Genomic DNA, 16,821 nt, shown 5'->3' with positions numbered 1-16,821 from the left:
CGGCAGTAAGCCGGAAATCACTTCCCACTGCCGGTCGGTCAGTCCATATCGCCGCATCGGTCGCCCCCTCGCTTCAGGCGACCTCCTATGAATCATTCATTCAATACTTTGGGAATCCCATAATTGACGACACACCCTAGGGGCGGCTATTTGGCGATGCCGCAGAAATCCCGAGCCAGAATGCGTTCGCCGTTGCGTTCGCAGCCGGCTTCGGCCAGCGCAATGAAAACCTCGACGATGTCCTCCGGCGCCGGCAGGGTTTCAGGTTCTTCGCCGGGATAGGCGGCGGCGCGCATCTTGGTGCGGGTCGCGCCGGGATCGACCAGATTCACCTTGATATTGGTGGTCACCACTTCCTTGGCATAGGTTTCCACCATGTTGTCGAGTGCGGCCTTCGATGCGGCATAGGCGCCCCAATAGGCGCGGACATGGGTCGAGGCCGAGGAGGTGAGGAAGATGGCGCGGCCGGCCGGCGAGGCCTGCAGCAACGGGTGCACGGCGCGAAGCAGCCGCTGATTGGCGTGCACGTTGAGCTTGAACACCTTCTCCCACAGCTCGGGCGGATACTGGTGCAGCGGCGTCATGCGGCCCAACAGGGCGGCATTGCCGACCAGGATGTCGATGCGCCCGAAACGCTCGAGTAGCGGCGCGGCGAGGCCGTCGATCTGCTCGGTCTTCTCAAGGTCCAGCGGCACCAGCGTGGCGCTGCCGCCGGCAGCCTTGATCTCGTCGTCCAATTCCTCCAGCGCGCCGACCGTCCGGGCGACGCAGATCACATGCGCGCCTTCCTTGGCGTAGCTTCTGGCGATGGCGGCACCGATGCCTCTGCTGGCCCCGGTGACCAGCGCAATCCGATCCTTCAGACGCATTCTTGTAGTCTCAGCTGTATTCGGCGAGCAGGGTGAGTTGCTTCGGTCCGCGTTGCGGCCGGGCGATCTCGTCGGTCAGGCTGATCGGATAGTCGCCGGAGAAGCAGGCATCGCAGAAGGCCGGCTTGTTCGGGTCGCGCGCAGGGCGGCCCATGGCCCGATAGAGCCCGTCGATCGAAATGAAGGCAAGGCTGTCGGCCTTGATGAACTTGGCCATTTCCTCCACCGAATGGGTGGCGGCGAGCAGCTTGGAGCGTTCGGGGGTATCGACGCCGTAGAAACAGCTATGCGTGGTCGGCGGCGATGCGATGCGCATATGCACCTCCCGGGCGCCGGCTTCGCGCACCATCTCGACGATCTTGGTCGAGGTCGTGCCGCGCACGATGGAATCGTCGACCAGGATGACCCGCTTGCCTTCGATATAGGCGCGGTTGGCGTTGTGCTTCAGCTTGACGCCGAGATGGCGGATCTGGTCGGTCGGCTCGATGAAGGTGCGGCCGACATAATGATTGCGGATGATGCCCAGCTCGAAAGGAATGCCGCTTTCGGCGGCGTAGCCGATCGCCGCCGGCACGCCGCTATCGGGGACCGGGATCACCACATCGGCGGCGACGCCATTCTCGCGCGCCAATTCGGCACCGATGCGCTTGCGCGCCTCGTAGACGCTATGGCCCTCCACCATCGAGTCCGGGCGGGCGAAATAGATATATTCGAAGATGCAGAAGCGGCGCGATACCGCCGGGAAGGGGTGCAACGAATGGATGCCCTCGGCGTCAATGACGATCAGTTCGCCCGGCTCGATATCGCGGACATAGTCGGCGCCCAGGATATCGAGGGCGCAGGTCTCGGAGGCCAGGATCGGCGAGCCTTTCAGGTTGCCCAGCACCAGCGGCCGCACGCCCCAGGGGTCGCGCACGCCGATCAGCTTCTTCGGGGTCAGCGCCACCAGGGCATAGGCGCCTTCAACCTGCTTCAGCGCATCGATGATGCGATCCACCACCGTGGCCTTGCGGCTGAGGGCGATCAGGTGGGTGATCACCTCGGTATCCATGGTGGATTGGAAGATGCTGCCCTGGGCGACCAGCTGATCGCGAATCTGGCGGGCATTGGTCAGGTTGCCGTTATGGGCGAGCGCAATGCCGCCCAGTTCGAGATCGGCATAGATCGGCTGCACGTTGCGCAGCACGGTGCCGCCCGAGGTGGAATAGCGGACATGGCCGATGGCGCTGTCGCCCGGCAGGCCGCGCACCACCTTCTCGGAGGAGAAGTTCGGCGCCACATGGCCCAGCGCGCGATGGCTGTTGAAGCGGCCCGCATGGTAGGCGACGATACCGGCGGCTTCCTGGCCGCGATGCTGCAGGGCATGCAGCCCGAGCACGGTATTCGCGGCGGCATCCGGATTTCCGAAAATGCCGAAGATGCCGCATTCCTCATGCAGCTTGTCGTCGTCGAAAGGGTTCGTCTGCATCATCAAGGGCTGCATTCCTGGCGGCTCCGTCGCCCGGCGAGCATCGGCTCGCGGCGGCTTCAAGGCTTCTCCTGACGTTCGATCAGGCCATCTATGCCCCGGCGTTCCTCGGTGTTATAGCCGGTTTGGCCGCGCGAGTCAGCGCTGCCCCCGGTTTTCGTCTGGTTCCCGGTTCTGGTCTGGTCCGTCGTCCGGTAAACCGGCACCAATGTGGGCGGCGGACCGTCCTTTGCCTTCGTCGGCTGCCGGCCGGGTTCGATCTGGCGCAGCAGCATTTCCTGTCCCCATTGATAGCCGGCTTTCGCCAGATCATGCGTTCGCGCCTGCTGCAGCCAGGCGGGCTGCGTCGGCTCCGGTATCAGGTGGTCGACCACCCACCATGCCACCACCACGATCACGGCGCCGCGCGCCAGACCGAACAGGAAGCCAAGCGAACGGTCGATGGCCGAAACCGCCGAAGCGCGGACCTGCTCGGACACCCAATGGGTGGCCAGCGAACACAGGATCAAGGTCGGTAGGAACAGGCCGGCTCCAGCCGCAATATCGGCAAAAATCCCGGACTCGATATAGGAGCGGGCTATGTCGCGCGCAACCGGGAAGGCGAAATAAGTGACCGCCAGGGCGATGATCCAGCCCAGGATCGACAATATTTCCTTGACGAAACCGCGGAACAGAGCCAGCAGGGCCGACAGCAGCAGGACCGCGATGACGATCAGGTCGACGATATTGACCGGCAGAGACGACACGCGGCTATTCCTCGCCCTTATTCATCCTGGCCGGTCCAGCTGGCGCGCTCGCGGCCGGCGGCGGCCCGCTTGGCGGCGGCCCGGGCGGCGGGGAAGAGTTCGACCAGTTCGTTGAGCCGCACCAATTCGCTCGTTCCGATACTCTTGACCTTCGCCTTTACGCCGGCCGGCATCACCGCATGCTCGAAGCCCAGTTTGGCGGCTTCCTTGAGCCTGGCCTCGGCCTGGCTGACCGGCCGGACTTCCCCCGCCAGGCTGACCTCGCCGAAAAAGACGGTCCGTTCGGGCGCCGGGCTGTCGGCCAGCGCCGAAAGCAGCGCGGCGGCTACCGCCAGGTCGGCGGCCGGCTCGACGACCCGCAGGCCGCCGGCGACATTGAGATAGACGTCGCAGCCCGAGTAGCGCAAGCCGCATCTCGCATCCAGCACCGCCAGCACCATGGCCAGCCGCCCCGAATCCCAGCCGACGACGGTGCGGCGCGGTGTCGCAAGCGGCGAGGGGGCAACCAGCGCCTGTATTTCGACCAGCAGCGGCCGTGTGCCCTCCATGCCCGCGAAGATGGCCGATCCGGCGACCGGCTCGCCTTTTCCGGCGTCCGACCGGCCGAGGAAGAGGGCCGAGGGATTGGGCACCTCGGCCAGACCGCCATCGGTCATGCTGAAGACGCCGATCTCGTCGGTGGCGCCGAAGCGGTTCTTCACCGCCCGCAGAATGCGGAACTGATGGCCGCGCTCGCCCTCGAAATACAGCACCGTATCGACCATATGCTCCACCACGCGCGGACCGGCGATCTGGCCGTCCTTGGTGACATGGCCGACCAGAAAAACCGCGGCATTGGAGCTTTTGGCGACGCGGATCAGTTCATGGGCGCAGGCGCGGACCTGATTCACCGTGCCCGGGGCGCTTTCGATATTGTCGGCAAAGATGGTCTGGATCGAATCGATCACGATCACGGCCGGCGCGCCCTTGCCCTTGTCCATCGCCGCATCGATCCCCGCCAGGATGTCGCGCAGGCTGTTGGCCGCCGCCAGCATGACCGGCGCATCGGCCAGCCCCAGCCGCTGGGCCCGCAGCCCGATCTGGGCCACGGCCTCTTCGCCGGATACGTAGAGCGCCGTGGCGCCGCGCCGGGCAAGCTGGGCGACCGCCTGCAGCAGGATGGTCGATTTGCCGATGCCGGGGTCGCCGCCGATCAGGATGGCCGAACCCGGCACCAGCCCGCCGCCGAGTACGCGGTCGAGTTCGGCAATGCCGGTGACCGTGCGAACCACCTTGTCAGGCTGGCCGCTCAGCGAGGCGAAGCCGATCGCCTTGCCCTTGCCGGCGGAAAGCCCCTTCGGGACGGCCAGCTTGGGCGCCTCCTCGACGATGGTGTTCCATTCGCCGCAGGCATCGCAGCGGCCCTGCCATTTGCGGTAGGCGGCGCCGCAGGACTGGCAGACGAAGGACTCGCTGTGCTTCGCCATCAGGGTTTGAGGACTTCCATCCGGATCGGGCCTTCGGCCCGGCCATGGATGAATTGATCGACGTAGGGATTGCCGGAATTGTCGATCTGCTCGACCGGCCCGTGCCAGATGATCTTGCCCTTGTAGATCATCGCGATGTGGTCGGCGATCTTGCGGGCGCTGGCCATGTCGTGAGTGATGCTCAGCGCCGTGGCGCCGAGATTCTTGACGCAGGAAATGATCAGGTCGTTGATGACATCGGCCATGATCGGATCAAGCCCGGTGGTCGGCTCGTCGAAGAAGATCATCTCCGGCTCGGCGGCGATGGCGCGGGCGAGCGCCACGCGCTTCTGCATGCCGCCGGACAGCTCCGCCGGGGAGAGTTCGCCGACCTCGGCGCCGAGCCCCACCTGGGCCAGTTTCTCTAGCGCGATCTGCTTGGCCTCGTCGCGCTTCATGCGGCGGCCCTGGATCAGGCCGAAAGCGACATTCTCCCAGACCTTCAGGCTGTCGAACAGCGCCGAGCCCTGGAACAGCATGCCGAATTTGCGCAGGGCGGCTTCGCGCTCATCGGTGTCGAATTTCGTCGAGTCCCGGCCATCGATCAGGATTTCGCCCTTTTCGGGCCGGACCAGGCCAAGCACGCATTTGATCATCACCGATTTGCCGCTGCCCGAGCCGCCGATCACCACCAGCGACTTGCCGCGCGGCACCTCGAGATCGACGCCATCCAGAACGACCTTGCGGCCGAACCGCTTGTGCACCCCCTTGAGGGCTATCTTGGCCTGTGTGTCGCTCATTTGGATGAGAAGAATATCTCGGTGACGAAGTAGTTGGAGATCAGGATCAGGATAGAAGCCGAAACCACGGCGTCGGTAGTCGCCTTGCCGACGCCCTGGGCGCCGCCCTTGGAATGGAAGCCGTGATAGCAGCCCATCAGCGCGATGATGAAGCCGAACACCGATGCCTTGACCAGGCCGGAAATGACGTCGATCGCCTCGAGGAAATCGGCGGTGTTCTTCAGATAGATGCCGGCATTGAAGCCCAGCTTGTGGATCGAGACCATATAGCCGCCCATCACGCCGATGATGTCGGCGACCAGGATCAGCATCGGCAGGGTGACGACTCCCGAAATGATGCGCGGCGCCACCAGATACTTGAACGGATTGGTCGACAGCGTAGTCAGCGCGTCGATCTGCTCGGTCACCCGCATGGTGCCGATCTCGGCGGCCATCGCCGAGGCGACGCGGCCGGCGACCATCAGGCCGCCCAGCACCGGCCCGAGTTCGCGGGTGATGCCGAGCACGACGATCCAGGCCACCGCGCTTTCGGCGTTGAGGCGCGACGAGCCCAGGTAGATCTGCAATGCCAGCACCATGCCGGTGAACAGCGCGGTCAGGCCGACCACCGGCAGCGAGAAATAGCCGATGGTCATCATCTGCTTGCCGACCAGCCGCAGATAGACCGGCGGGGTGAAGCAATGGCGAACGCCGTGGAAGGTGAAGATCGCCACCCGCCCGATAATGGCGCAGAAGGCGAGAAAGACGCGGCCGATGATGGCGAGCGGATTCTTCATGCCCTGCTTTCCGCTTGATGGCCGCCCCGATAGACGCGGCGGTAGCGCTTGCCGAGCTGGGTCAGCAGTTCGTAGGCGATCGTTCCGGCCGCCGCGGCCTGGATGTCGATATCGACGCCGCCGCCAAGCAGGCTGACGGCGCTGCCGGGCGGGCAATCCTCGGGCGCGAGGGCGGAGACATCGAGCGTGATCAGATCCATCGAGACCCGCCCCGCGATCGGCACTTGGACATGACCCTGGCGACCTTTGATGACAGCACTGCCACGACCGGACAGCGCCCGTGGGAACCCGTCGGCGTAACCGACCGCCACGGTGGCGATTCGGCTCGGTTTTTCAACAATATGGCCGGCACCGTAGCCAACGCTCTCCCCCCTGTCAACGGAACGGACCTGAAGGATTTTCCCTTGCAGGTGAGCCACTTCCGCCATTCTTGCGGCCGCATGCAAGGCATTCGCGGCAGGGGCGATCGGATTGGAGCCGTAGAGCGCGATGCCGGGGCGCAGGATATCGTGGTGATAGCCGGCGCCGAGGAAAATCCCGGCGGAATTGGCCAGGCTGGCCTTGATCTGCGGAAAGCGCCGGCGCCAATGCGCGAAGCGCTGGCGCTGCGTTTCATTGAGCGGATGCTCCGGCTCGTCGGCGCAGGCGAGATGGCTCATCACGAATTCGAGCGAAATCCCTTCCAGCGCAGCGGGATCGGCCAGCAGCGCCTCGGCCTCGGCTTCGCTCAGGCCCAGCCGGTTCATGCCGGTATCGATATGCAGGGCAGCCGGAAGGGCGCGGTTGAGCCGGCGGGCCGTATCGCGCCAGGCGGCGATCTGCGCCAGCGTGGACAGGACCGGCGCCAGGCCGGCCGCGGCCAGATCGGCCTCGGCGCCGGGCGACGGGCCATGCAGGATGTGGATGACGGCGTTTTCCGGCAGCGCCGGACGCAGCGCCAGCGCCTCGGTGGAATGGGCCACGAAGAAGCGGCGGCAGCCGGCCCGCCACAGCGCCGGCGCAACCTCAGCCGCGCCAAGGCCATAGGCATCGGCCTTGACCACCGCGGCGCATTCCGCGGCCGGATTGCCGTTCCGGGCCTGGGCAGCCAGCTTGCGCCAGTTGGCGACGAGCGCATCGAGATCGATGCTGAGAATCGCCTGATCGCCGAAATCCGTCATCGCGCGTGTTTAGCGCAGCCGCAGGCAAAGCGACAGGGCTAAATCCGGCCGATTGTATCGGAGCACACTTTGTGTATCGGGGCACACTTTGTCTTGCCGGCCGGCGGCACCTTGGGCAGACTGCGGGCGACGGGGGATGAGCCACGGAAGAGGGCGACGTCACATCAATCGTGAGCCGGTCGTTTCGTCCTGGCTGATCCGAGGGGTTCATGTCCGTATCGCTGCCTGCCGCGCCCGCCCGCGATTTGCTCCGGGGCCTGCTTTCCAACCCCTATCTGCTGCTGGTGCTGACCATGGCCATGTGGGGCGGCCATTCGGTCGTCAGCCGTCTGGCGGTGGGCGAGATTTCACCGGCCTCGCTGACCAGCCTGCGCTGGGTAGTGGTGACCGGCATCATGGCCTTCATCTCGGGCCGCGGATTGCGGCAGCATTGGCCGGCGCTGAAGCCGCGGCTTGGCTATATCGCCATGATGGGAGCGCTGGGCTATACCGGCTACAACATCCTGCTCTACTGGTCGGCCCATTCGACCACCGCCATCAATATCAACATCATCAACGGCGCCATGCCGGCGGTGATCTTCCTCGGCGCCTTTCTGGTCTTCGGGCAGAAGCCGCGGTTGCTGCAATGGATCGGCATGCTGGTCTCGATGGCGGGCGTGATCCTGACCGGCGCCAAGGGCGACCTTGCCACCCTGCTCAGTCTGACGGTGAACCGGGGCGACGTGCTGATCCTGATCGCGACGATCCTCTATGCCGGCTATTCCGTTCTGCTGCGCAACCGGCCGACGGTGCCTAGCCTCGTTTTCTTCACCGCCCTGGCTCTTGCCGCCGCGTTGGCGTCGCTGCTGCCGCTCGGGGTCGAGATCGTCGCCGGCGAATTCTTCTGGCCGACCTGGAAAGGCTGGCTTTGCCTGGTCTACGTGGCGCTCTTTCCGTCGCTGCTGTCGCAGCTCTTTTTCATCCGTGCGGTGGAACTGATCGGCGCGGGGCGGGCAGGATTGTTCACCAATCTGATGCCGCTCTTCGGCGCCAGTTTCGCCGTGCTGATCCTGGGCGAAGAGCTGGCGCCGTATCACGTGGCGGCGCTGGTGCTCGTGCTGGGCGGCATCCTGTTGGCCGAATGGCGCCGCGCGCCGGGTTGACGCCTCACGCCGGCGGTCCCTGGCGGAAGGTGATCGCCATGCGGTTCCAGGCATTCATCGCCGCGATCGCGATGGTGAGGTCGACCAGCTCGCGCTCGGAGAACTGCGCCGCCGCGGCCTGGTAGACGTCGTCCGGCACCCGCTGGTTCGGCAGCCGGGTCACCGCTTCGGCATAACCCAGCGCCGCCCGCTCGGCGGCGTCGAAGAGCGGCGATTCCCACCAGGTGGCGACATTGTGGATCTGACGCTGCGGCGCGCCATGCTCGGCGGCCTGCTGGCTATGCAGATCGACGCAATAGGCGCAGCCGTTGATTTGCGAGACGCGCAACCAGACGAGGTCGAGCAAGGGCCGCTTCACCGTCTGGGTCATGTAGCCGTGCATGCCGAACAGGGCCTTGTAGCCGTCGGGCGCGACCGTCTTGTAGTTCAAACGCAAGGACATCCGTCTTCTCCGTGTTGTTTGGACATGAAGAAGACGGATGGCCCGCTGCTATTGTGACAGGTTCGGGCGAGCGGCGGTCAATGCCGGCGCATCTTGCTCATATGGCCGCCGAAAGGATTCCTGGCGAAGAGCAGATCGGCGGTCTTCTGCTGCTCCGGCGACAGCGCGGCATAGAGGGGCTTGAAGCTGGCCAGGAAGCGGTCGCTGGCGGCGGAGACTTCCTTCAGCATGGCATTGCGCCGCTCCATCTTCTCGAGCGCGGTCGCGGCCTGGGCCTGCTGGCCCTGGTTCTGCTGCACCCTGGCCTTGCGCTCGGCGCGATGGGCCTGCATTGCCTTGGCCTGGGCCCGCATCTCGTCGGCCAGCTTGTCGAACAGGGGCTGCTGTTCCGGCGTGATCTTCAATTCCGTGCGCAGGAAGGCGATGCGGCCCTCGATGAACTGGCCGGGCTGGACATGGGCGCGCGCCGCACGGTGCTGTGTCGTGGCGGCGGGCGGATTGCCGGCCGGCGCGGTCTGGGCGAAGGCAAAGGGCGCGGCGCCGATCGTGGCGGCGATCATGGTGGCGGCGAGCAGGGGATGGCGGAAGGACGGCATGATGGACTCCTTACAGGGCTTCAGGATGCAAGCGGCCGGCCGATCCGTCCGCTTGTCTATGTCCATTCACGCTGAAGGCGCAGCAATCCTGCGCGGCGATTTCATGCCGGATTGCCGCGGTCAGAAGCTTTCCGGCAAATGATCCGGCGCAATGTAGTCGGAGAAGCGGGTGAATTCGCTCTCGAATTGCAGCACCACCTTGCCGATCGGGCCGTGACGCTGCTTGCCGATGATCACCTCGCCCAGATTGGCAATGCGGCTCATCTTTTCCTGCCAGGCGACATGCTCGGGCGTATCCAGGGTCGGCTCCTTGCGCGCCTCGTAGTATTCTTCGCGGAAAACGAACATGACGACGTCGGCGTCCTGCTCGATGGCGCCCGATTCGCGCAAGTCCGAAAGCTGCGGGCGCTTGTCGTCGCGGCTTTCCACGGCGCGGGACAGCTGCGAGAGGGCGATCACCGGCACGTTCAGATCCTTGGCCAGGGCCTTGAGCGCCTGGGTGACTTCCGAGATTTCCTGCACGCGGTTGTCGTTGCGGCGCGAATTGCTGCCGCGCACGAGCTGCAGGTAGTCGACAACGATCATGCCGATATTATGCGTGCGCTTCAGCCGGCGGGCGCGGCTGCGCAGCAGCGCGATCGAGATGGCGCCGGTATCGTCGATGAAGAAGGGGGTCTGCTCGATCAGCCGGCTCTTCGGCACGATCTCGCGGGTGAATTCCTCGTCCGTGATGTCGCCGCGGCGCAGGCGCTCGGACTGGATGCGGGTCTGCTCGGACAGGATACGGGTGGCGAGCTGCTCGGCCGACATTTCCAGGCTGAAGAAGGCGACCGGCGTGCCGGCCAGCGCCGCGTTGAAGGCCATGTTGGTGGCCAGCGCCGTCTTGCCCATCGAGGGGCGGCCGGCAAGGATGATCAGGTCCGAGGGGTGGAAGCCGCCGAGCTTGGCGTCCATGTCCTTCAGCCCGGTGGTCACGCCGGAAAGCCCGCCCTTCTGGAAGGCGGATTCGACCATCTTGATCGACTGCCGCAACGAATCCTTGAACGAGATGAAACCGCCTTCCGAGCGGCCTTCGTCGGCCAGCTTGAACAGCCGCTGCTCGGCATCCTCAATCTGCTCGTGCGCCGGCTCCTCGACCTTGGGATCGTAGGCCCGGTTGACCATATCCTCGCCGATGCCGATCAGCTCGCGGCGCAGCGCCAGGTCGTGGATCACCTTGGCGTAATCCTCGGCATTGATGACGGTGGTCGCGGCCGCCGCCAGACGGGCGAGATAGGCGGTGCCGCCGGCCTTGGCGATCACCTCGTCGCGCTCGAAATAGGCCTTCAGCGTAACCGGGTTGGCGATCTCGCCGCGCTCGATCAGGGTCAGCGCCGCGTCGTAGATGCGCCGATGCGCCTCGTGGAAGAAATGTTCCGGGCGCAGGAAGCCGGAAACCTTCATCGCCGCATCATTGTTGATCAGGATGGCGCCCAGCAATTCCTGCTCGGCATCGATGTTGTGCGGCTGGATGCGGAAGGTCGGTTCGCTTGCGTTCAGGCTGCCTGTGGTCGGATCACTGTTGCTCGAGGAGGGGAAGGAGGTGACCACGGTCATTTCCAGACGTCTTCTCGGTTGGGAATCTTCTGTTTCGTTTCCGTTGCAATGCGATGAGGGTTTCGCAACACCACCAGCAATGGGGGCGCATCAAAGGCGATGCATGGCCCGGGCGCCAGCACGGAATTCGTTTGACACCGGCTTTATCCACCGCTTTCTCGGCGTGGATAAGTCGAGTCGCCATATCAATATCTTACCACCAAATATCCACAAGCCGGCATGACAACGGCGCGGCGGCGGGCAAAAGAAACGGGCCGGCGCTGGCGCCGGCCCGCATGGCTGCCGATTGGTTTCGGCGCGATGTCAGGCCTTCTCGGCCTTGTCGGCCTCGCCGGCGGCTTCGGTCTCTTCGCCCTCGATGGCGACGCCTTCCTCGAGCAGGCTCTCGGCCGCAACCTGCTTCTCGGCCTCGGCCTCGGAGCGGGCGACGTTGACCTTGATCTCGACGGTCACTTCCGGATGCAGCACCACGGCCACGTTGTAGACGCCGACCATCTTGATCGGGGTGGTCAGGCTGACCTGGCTGCGGCTGACCGTGAAGCCCGCCTCGGTGACCGCTTCCGCGATGTCGCGGGCGCTGACCGAGCCGTAGAGCTGGCCGCTGTCGCCCGCCTGGCGCAGCAGGGCGACGCTCAGGCCCTGCATCTTGGCGGCAACCTTCTCGGCCTCGCCCTTGCGGGCCAGGTTCTGCGCCTCGAGCTGGGCGCGTTGTTTTTCGAATACGGCCTTGTTGGCTTCCGTGGCGCGCAGCGCCTTCTTGCGCGGCAGCAGGAAGTTACGGGCGTAGCCGTCCTTCACCTTCACCACATCGCCCATCTGGCCGAGTTTCTCGACACGTTCGAGCAGAATCACTTCCATCAGTCAGTCTCCTGGCTGGGGCCTGTCCCGGCGAGGCGCCGGCGGAAACCCGCCCATTCTTCGATCAAACCCAGGATGGCGACCAGAAGCAGCAGAATGCCGCCCAGTGCGCCAGCCACCACCAAGACCGCGTAGAAGGCGGCCAAAACAACACCCGGCATCGCCGTCCTTGCCGCGACGCCATGCACCACCGCCAGTCCCTGCAGCAGATAGGGAAAGGCGAGGATAGCCGCCACGGTTCCGCCGATGAACCCCGGACTGCCCGGCAGGACGAATCCCGCCAGCAAAGCCGCGATCAGCGCCATGGCCAGAAACCGCGGCAGGAACAACGCGCTGTAACGCGGGCTGGGCCGGCGGTTCTGCTTCAGCATCCCCGCCAATCCCTGTGCCAGCGTGCCGTTGATCGTCATCATCGCCAGCCAGCTGACGGCGAAGCCGGCCGGGATCAGCTTGGCCAGCTTTGCCGCAACGGCGGTAAGGTCGATGCCCTCCGCCGTCGCGCCCTGGGTTGCCTCCGGGGGCAGGGCCCCCAGGAATTCGGCAATCCGCGGCTGCAGCGCCGCCGGCAAACCGCCTTCGTGGCCGGCTGCCATCAGCAGAGCCAGCACGAACAGGCCGATCGCCCAGCCGACCAGCAGGGTCAGCAGCCGGCCGGCCGGATACCATTCCAGGCCGTCGGCGACTTCACTCTGCGGCCCGGCTTCGGCGGCCGGGCGGGACAGCAGGGCCTGCCGGACCAGAACGGCCACCGGCAGGGCGAAGATGATGAGATAGATGCCCGCCGCCTGCAGCCCGTTGACGGTGCTGATCAACGTGCCGATCGCGCCGGCCAGAGCCGCGGCGGGAAAGCCGTGGGTCAGGCCGGCGAAGAACAGCGGCAGCGGCGCCAGATAGCTGAGCACGAATCCGAGCGGGCCGCTGGCTGCGGTCAGAACGAATGCCGCGCTCGCCGCTCCGGCGAGGCTGCCGAGGATCAGGTTGCGGGTCATCGGGCAGATCCAGTCCGGCCGTCCGGGACGCTCGCCCGGGAAAGCCGGCTCGGCCTTACTTGATGACGAACGGCAGCAGGGCCAGGTTGCGCGCGCGCTTGATGGCCTGGGCCAGTTCGCGCTGCTTCTTGGCCGACACCGCCGTGATGCGCGACGGCACGATCTTGCCGCGCTCGGAAATGAAGCGCGACAGCAGCTTCACGTCCTTGTAATCGATCTTCGGCGCATTGGCGCCCGAAAACGGGCAGGTCTTGCGCCGGCGAAAGAACGGACGGCGGGCCGGGCCGCCACGGCCGGCGGCCGGCTTGGTTCCAGTGCTCGACATTACGCGCTCTCCCCAGCAGCAGCAGCAGCAGATTCTTCACGTTCGAAACGCGGACGGCGCTCGCCGCGATCGCCGCCGAAGCCGCCCCGGCCGCCGCCGAAGCCGCGGTCACCGAAACCACGATCGCCGCGATCGCTGCGCTCGCCGCGATCCTTGTTCAGCACGACGGCCGACGGACCGTCTTCCAGCTTTTCGACGCGCACGGTCAGATAGCGCAGGATGTCCTCATGAATGCGCATGTTGCGCTCCAGCTCGGCAACGGCTTCGCCGCTGGCCGAGATGTTCATGAGCACATAATGCCCTTTCTTGTTCTTCTTGATGCGGTAGGCGAGATTGCGCAGGCCCCACTGCTCGGTCTTGGTGACCTCGCCGCCCTGGCCCTTGATGATCTCTGCGAATTGCGCGGCCAATGCCTCGACCTGGGTGGGCGAGATGTCCTGGCGCGCGATGAAAACGTTCTCGTAGAACGCCATCGGCAGCTCTCCTTCTGGCTGATGCGGCCCGGTGCGGCGGCGCCCCATGCGCCGGCGGATCGGGCCTAGCCGGACCCGGTAGGTGTCCAGCAAGGAGCTATGTAAGGGCGCGGACTATAGCGATTTCGCGCCGCCGCGCAAGGAGAAGGCGGGAGAGGCCGAAGCTGGGGCGGGTCCTTGACTTTGCTTGCCTTATGTTCGATTTATGTTCATAATTTTTGGTTCATAATCCTGCATAATCTTGTAATCCAACCCCGCTCCGCCGGATGCTTTGGCCATCGTCGGCGCGGTTCGTGGCGGTGGGCCGCAGCGGGCTGGAGCGGGCTGGAGCGGCCGACAGCGGTCAAGGGCGGTCGCGAAATCGGGCCGTGGCGGTCAAAAGCGGTCCTCGGCGGTCCGTAACGGTCAAAAACGGACCTTGCTGTTGCATTGATTGCAGTGATTGCAAAACACGGTAAGAGAGGTGGGTATGGCCAGCATCACGATCCGCAACCTCGACGATGAGGTGAAATACCGGCTGCGTCTGAGCGCCGCCATCAATGGATGGTCCATGGAGGACGAGGCGCGGACCATCCTGCATGCCGTGCTGGCCGATCTGCCGCTGGAGAAGGTCATTGCGGACGGCTTCGGCCCGCAATCGGGTGACGCTGCGCGATGATCACCGGCTATCTCGCCGCCGAAGGCCTCGAGGATCAACTTCGCAAGGAGCTTGCCGGCCGCATCATGGCCGAGCATGGCCGGCTGCTCTTATGCGACGGCGAAGGGGGACATGCCGCCTGGGCCGCAAATATCTGGTTCGATGTTCGGGAAATCGCGATCGAGTCGATCGGCGATGCGGCGGCGAAGCTGAAAGGCATCCAGCGCAACTGGGTCGCCTATGCGCCGCTGCATCACCGCCGCGCTAGGCTGATCGTCGAGAAGCTGCCGCATGTCTCGGCCAAGCCGCTCGTTTTCGGCGCGCCATTGCCGGCGGCACCGCTGGGCTCCTTCACTCTGCTGGCGCCGGACCGCATGCTCTATGCAGCGCGCTGTTCCAGCCCGGTGCCGCATGGCGAGTATGGCTTCGTCGAAGACAGGAGCGGCCCGCCCAACCGCGCCTATCTGAAACTCTGGGAGGCGCTGACGCGATTCGGCGAGTTGCCGAAAGCGGGGGATGTCTGCCTCGATCTCGGCGCGTCGCCGGGCGGCTGGAGCTGGGTGCTGGCGCAATGCGGCGCCAGAGTCACCGCCATCGACAAGGCGCCGCTTGCCGCCGCTGTCGCCGCGATGCCGAACGTGGCCTGGCAACAGGGCAGTGCCTTCGCGCTGGAGCCGCGCGAGTTCAAGCATGTCGATTGGCTCTGCTCGGATGTGATCTGCTATCCGGCGCGGCTGCTCAAGCTGGTCGAACGCTGGCTGGCCGCCGGCAACCTGCGCCGCGCCATCTGCACGCTCAAGTTCCAGGGCGAGACGGATCACGAAACCGCGCGCGCCTTTGCCGCGATCCCCGGCAGCCGGCTCCTGCATCTGCATCACAACAAGCATGAGCTGACCTGGCTGTGGTCAAGGCCGCAGTAGAGAGCAGGCAGTGCAAAGGAAGAGAGGTATTTCCGGCCACAAATTCGGCGGCGACGCCCTATATGAAAGACTGAAAGCAAGGAATCGCCCGATCCGAGGGCGCGGATTCCAGGCAGATTAGAAATCAGGCTTGAATGCGAGGCAGTGATGCAGACCCGTCAGGAACGCGATGCTTTCGGTACCGTCGAAGTCCCCGCCGACCGTTACTGGGGGGCGCAGACCCAGCGGGCGCTGAACCTGTTCAGGATCGGCCGGGAGAAGCTGCCGCCGGCGCTGACCCGTGCGATCGGGCTGCAAAAGCTCGCCGCCGCCCGGGCCAATGCCAAACTGGGCGAATTGCCGCCCGACATCGTCGAGGCGCTGCAGCAGGCGGCCCGTGAGGTCAGCGAGGGCAGGTTCGACGATCACTTCCCGCTGCCGGTCTGGCAGATCGGCTCGGGCACCGCCACCAACATGAATGCCAATGAGGTGATCGCCAACCGCGCCAACGAAATCCTCGGCCAGCCGCTCGGCACCAAGAAGCCGGTGCATCCGAACGATCACGTCAATCGCGGGCAATCCTCGAACGACACCTTCCCGACCGTGATGCACATCGTCACCGTGCTGGAATTGCAGCACCGGCTGGTCCCGGCCCTGAAGACTCTGCACGGCCATCTCGCTGCCAAGGCGCAGGCATGGGCGGATATCGTCAAGGTCGCCCGCACGCATCTTCAGGACGCCACGCCGATGACCCTGGGCCAGGGCTTCGGTGCGATGGCGCGCCAGGTCGAACTCGCCGTGGTCCGCATCGAGGCGGTGCTGCCGCGGTTATATATGCTGGCGCAGGGCGGCACTGCGGTCGGGACCGGCCTGAACGCCAAGGCCGGATTCGATACGGCCTTCGCTGCGGAACTGGCGGAACTGACCGGGTTGCCCTTCGTTGCCAATCCGAACAAGTTCGAGGGCATGGGGGCGCATGACGCCCTGGTCGAGGCCAGCGGCGAGTTGAACACCATCGCGGTCTCGCTGGCCAAGATCGCCAACGATATCCGCTTCCTCGGCTCCGGGCCGCGCGCCGGCCTGGCCGAGCTGGTGCTGCCGCATGACGGCCTCACATCGTCGATCATGCCGGGCAAGCGCAATCCGACCCTGGCCGAGGCGTTGCTGCAGGTCTGCTATCAGGTCATGGGCAATCACGTAGCGGTCACCCATGCCGCCGCGGCCGGCCATTTCGAGCTGAATGTTGCCAAACCGGTCATCGTGCGCAACCTGCTGGAGTCGATCGCGCTGCTCGCCGATGCCGCGACGGTCTTCGGCGACGAGATGATCGCCGGCATCGAACCCAACCGGGCTACGCTGCAGCGCAATGTCGAGCATTCGATCATGCTGGCGACGGCGCTCAATCCGCATCTCGGCTATGACCGCGTGGCGCAGATCGTCAACAAGGCCTTCGCGGAAGGCACCAGCCCGAAGGAAGCCGCCGTGGCGCTCGGCTTCCTGACCGCGGAGGAGTATGACCGGCTGGCCGATCCGAAGACGATGCTGGGACCGAGGCCGTAAAGACCGGAGCTCGTTCTAGCGAAAATTGTGTTACACTGGC

The 16,821-nt window shown here is 65.3% G+C and carries 18 protein-coding genes; 4 read left to right on the top strand and 14 right to left on the bottom strand.

Annotated features, from left to right (window positions below; translation table 11 throughout):
- Nucleotides 1–146: 146 nt before the first annotated feature.
- The 7 genes from VF194_RS16205 to alr are packed head-to-tail and all read right to left on the bottom strand — an operon-like array spanning nt 147 to nt 7,264.
- Nucleotides 147–869 (bottom strand): SDR family NAD(P)-dependent oxidoreductase, encoded by a 723-nt coding sequence (locus VF194_RS16205; protein ID WP_330892227.1) that lies wholly within the window; start codon nt 867–869, stop codon nt 147–149.
- A gap of 10 nt (nt 870–879) precedes the next feature.
- Nucleotides 880–2,340: an amidophosphoribosyltransferase gene (gene purF, locus VF194_RS16200; RefSeq protein WP_330892226.1), complete on the bottom strand. Its 1,461-nt coding sequence runs from the start codon at nt 2,338–2,340 to the stop codon at nt 880–882.
- 56 nt (nt 2,341–2,396) lie between these two features.
- On the bottom strand, nt 2,397–3,083 hold the full coding sequence (locus VF194_RS16195) for a CvpA family protein (RefSeq protein WP_330892225.1): 687 nt from the start codon (nt 3,081–3,083) through the stop codon (nt 2,397–2,399).
- Nucleotides 3,084–3,100: 17 nt separating this feature from the next.
- Nucleotides 3,101–4,549, bottom strand: coding sequence for a DNA repair protein RadA (radA, locus tag VF194_RS16190; RefSeq protein ID WP_330892224.1), 1,449 nt, complete (start codon nt 4,547–4,549; stop codon nt 3,101–3,103).
- Complete coding sequence (locus VF194_RS16185; RefSeq protein WP_330892223.1) at nt 4,549–5,328, bottom strand: ABC transporter ATP-binding protein; 780 nt, start codon at nt 5,326–5,328, stop codon at nt 4,549–4,551. The genes radA and VF194_RS16185 overlap by 1 nt, the downstream gene beginning before the upstream one ends.
- Nucleotides 5,325–6,104 carry an ABC transporter permease gene (locus VF194_RS16180; RefSeq protein WP_330892222.1) on the bottom strand — a complete coding sequence of 260 codons (780 nt, stop codon included), beginning with the start codon at nt 6,102–6,104 and terminating at the stop codon, nt 5,325–5,327. The genes VF194_RS16185 and VF194_RS16180 overlap by 4 nt, the downstream gene beginning before the upstream one ends.
- Complete coding sequence (gene alr / locus VF194_RS16175; protein WP_330892221.1) at nt 6,101–7,264, bottom strand: alanine racemase; 1,164 nt, start codon at nt 7,262–7,264, stop codon at nt 6,101–6,103. The genes VF194_RS16180 and alr overlap by 4 nt, the downstream gene beginning before the upstream one ends.
- A gap of 209 nt (nt 7,265–7,473) precedes the next feature.
- Between alr and VF194_RS16170 the strand changes: the two genes are divergently transcribed.
- Nucleotides 7,474–8,406, top strand: coding sequence for a DMT family transporter (locus tag VF194_RS16170; protein ID WP_330892220.1), 933 nt, complete (start codon nt 7,474–7,476; stop codon nt 8,404–8,406).
- A gap of 4 nt (nt 8,407–8,410) precedes the next feature.
- Here the strand turns inward: VF194_RS16170 and VF194_RS16165 are convergent, their stop codons facing one another.
- From VF194_RS16165 to rpsF, 7 genes are all read right to left on the bottom strand, one after another.
- Nucleotides 8,411–8,848: a carboxymuconolactone decarboxylase family protein gene (locus VF194_RS16165; RefSeq protein ID WP_330892219.1), complete on the bottom strand. Its 438-nt coding sequence runs from the start codon at nt 8,846–8,848 to the stop codon at nt 8,411–8,413.
- Between the two features lie 77 nt (nt 8,849–8,925).
- Nucleotides 8,926–9,444, bottom strand: coding sequence for a Spy/CpxP family protein refolding chaperone (locus VF194_RS16160; protein WP_330892218.1), 519 nt, complete (start codon nt 9,442–9,444; stop codon nt 8,926–8,928).
- 120 nt (nt 9,445–9,564) lie between these two features.
- Nucleotides 9,565–11,040 carry a replicative DNA helicase gene (locus tag VF194_RS16155; RefSeq protein WP_414656115.1) on the bottom strand — a complete coding sequence of 492 codons (1,476 nt, stop codon included), beginning with the start codon at nt 11,038–11,040 and terminating at the stop codon, nt 9,565–9,567.
- A 303-nt stretch (nt 11,041–11,343) separates the two neighbouring features.
- Nucleotides 11,344–11,898, bottom strand: coding sequence for a 50S ribosomal protein L9 (rplI, locus tag VF194_RS16150; protein WP_330892217.1), 555 nt, complete (start codon nt 11,896–11,898; stop codon nt 11,344–11,346).
- Complete coding sequence (locus VF194_RS16145) at nt 11,898–12,887, bottom strand: DUF2232 domain-containing protein (RefSeq protein WP_330892216.1); 990 nt, start codon at nt 12,885–12,887, stop codon at nt 11,898–11,900. The genes rplI and VF194_RS16145 overlap by 1 nt, the downstream gene beginning before the upstream one ends.
- A gap of 55 nt (nt 12,888–12,942) precedes the next feature.
- Complete coding sequence (rpsR, locus tag VF194_RS16140; RefSeq protein ID WP_330892215.1) at nt 12,943–13,212, bottom strand: 30S ribosomal protein S18; 270 nt, start codon at nt 13,210–13,212, stop codon at nt 12,943–12,945.
- Complete coding sequence (rpsF, locus tag VF194_RS16135) at nt 13,212–13,685, bottom strand: 30S ribosomal protein S6 (RefSeq protein WP_330892214.1); 474 nt, start codon at nt 13,683–13,685, stop codon at nt 13,212–13,214. The genes rpsR and rpsF overlap by 1 nt, the downstream gene beginning before the upstream one ends.
- Before the next feature lie 469 nt (nt 13,686–14,154).
- On the opposite strand from rpsF, the gene VF194_RS16130 reads away from it, so the two are divergent.
- The 3 genes from VF194_RS16130 (at nt 14,155) to VF194_RS16120 (ending at nt 16,781) form a co-directional block, all read left to right on the top strand.
- Complete coding sequence (locus tag VF194_RS16130) at nt 14,155–14,343, top strand: FitA-like ribbon-helix-helix domain-containing protein (RefSeq protein WP_330892213.1); 189 nt, start codon at nt 14,155–14,157, stop codon at nt 14,341–14,343.
- On the top strand, nt 14,340–15,242 hold the full coding sequence (locus VF194_RS16125) for an SAM-dependent methyltransferase (RefSeq protein ID WP_330892212.1): 903 nt from the start codon (nt 14,340–14,342) through the stop codon (nt 15,240–15,242). Before VF194_RS16130 ends, VF194_RS16125 begins: the two co-directional genes overlap by 4 nt.
- A gap of 147 nt (nt 15,243–15,389) precedes the next feature.
- A complete protein-coding gene (locus VF194_RS16120) occupies nt 15,390–16,781 on the top strand; it encodes a class II fumarate hydratase (RefSeq protein ID WP_330892211.1) in 1,392 nt (463 codons plus the stop codon).
- The last annotated feature ends 40 nt before the right edge of the window (nt 16,782–16,821 follow it).

Origin of the sequence: Ferrovibrio sp. (assembly GCF_036381655.1) — a bacterium.
Lineage (GTDB): Bacteria > Pseudomonadota > Alphaproteobacteria > Ferrovibrionales > Ferrovibrionaceae > Ferrovibrio.
Note: the sequence above shows the minus strand (reverse complement) of the source record. Positions and strands in the feature narration are given on the sequence as shown.

Excerpts from the sequence above, each read along its gene's own strand:
- radA (WP_330892224.1), bottom strand. The coding sequence starts at position 4,549 with ATGGCGAAGCACAGCGAGTCCTTCGTCTGCCAGTCCTGCGGCGCCGCC.
- VF194_RS16145 (WP_330892216.1), bottom strand. The coding sequence starts at position 12,887 with ATGACCCGCAACCTGATCCTCGGCAGCCTCGCCGGAGCGGCGAGCGCG.
- rpsR (WP_330892215.1), bottom strand. The coding sequence starts at position 13,212 with ATGTCGAGCACTGGAACCAAGCCGGCCGCCGGCCGTGGCGGCCCGGCC.
- VF194_RS16130 (WP_330892213.1), top strand. The coding sequence starts at position 14,155 with ATGGCCAGCATCACGATCCGCAACCTCGACGATGAGGTGAAATACCGG.
- alr (WP_330892221.1), bottom strand. The coding sequence starts at position 7,264 with ATGACGGATTTCGGCGATCAGGCGATTCTCAGCATCGATCTCGATGCG.
- VF194_RS16155 (WP_414656115.1), bottom strand. The coding sequence starts at position 11,040 with ATGACCGTGGTCACCTCCTTCCCCTCCTCGAGCAACAGTGATCCGACC.
- VF194_RS16120 (WP_330892211.1), top strand. The coding sequence starts at position 15,390 with ATGCAGACCCGTCAGGAACGCGATGCTTTCGGTACCGTCGAAGTCCCC.
- VF194_RS16160 (WP_330892218.1), bottom strand. The coding sequence starts at position 9,444 with ATGCCGTCCTTCCGCCATCCCCTGCTCGCCGCCACCATGATCGCCGCC.
- rpsF (WP_330892214.1), bottom strand. The coding sequence starts at position 13,685 with ATGGCGTTCTACGAGAACGTTTTCATCGCGCGCCAGGACATCTCGCCC.
- rplI (WP_330892217.1), bottom strand. The coding sequence starts at position 11,898 with ATGGAAGTGATTCTGCTCGAACGTGTCGAGAAACTCGGCCAGATGGGC.
- VF194_RS16205 (WP_330892227.1), bottom strand. The coding sequence starts at position 869 with ATGCGTCTGAAGGATCGGATTGCGCTGGTCACCGGGGCCAGCAGAGGC.
- VF194_RS16125 (WP_330892212.1), top strand. The coding sequence starts at position 14,340 with ATGATCACCGGCTATCTCGCCGCCGAAGGCCTCGAGGATCAACTTCGC.
- VF194_RS16185 (WP_330892223.1), bottom strand. The coding sequence starts at position 5,328 with ATGAGCGACACACAGGCCAAGATAGCCCTCAAGGGGGTGCACAAGCGG.
- VF194_RS16180 (WP_330892222.1), bottom strand. The coding sequence starts at position 6,104 with ATGAAGAATCCGCTCGCCATCATCGGCCGCGTCTTTCTCGCCTTCTGC.
- purF (WP_330892226.1), bottom strand. The coding sequence starts at position 2,340 with ATGATGCAGACGAACCCTTTCGACGACGACAAGCTGCATGAGGAATGC.
- VF194_RS16165 (WP_330892219.1), bottom strand. The coding sequence starts at position 8,848 with ATGTCCTTGCGTTTGAACTACAAGACGGTCGCGCCCGACGGCTACAAG.
- VF194_RS16170 (WP_330892220.1), top strand. The coding sequence starts at position 7,474 with ATGTCCGTATCGCTGCCTGCCGCGCCCGCCCGCGATTTGCTCCGGGGC.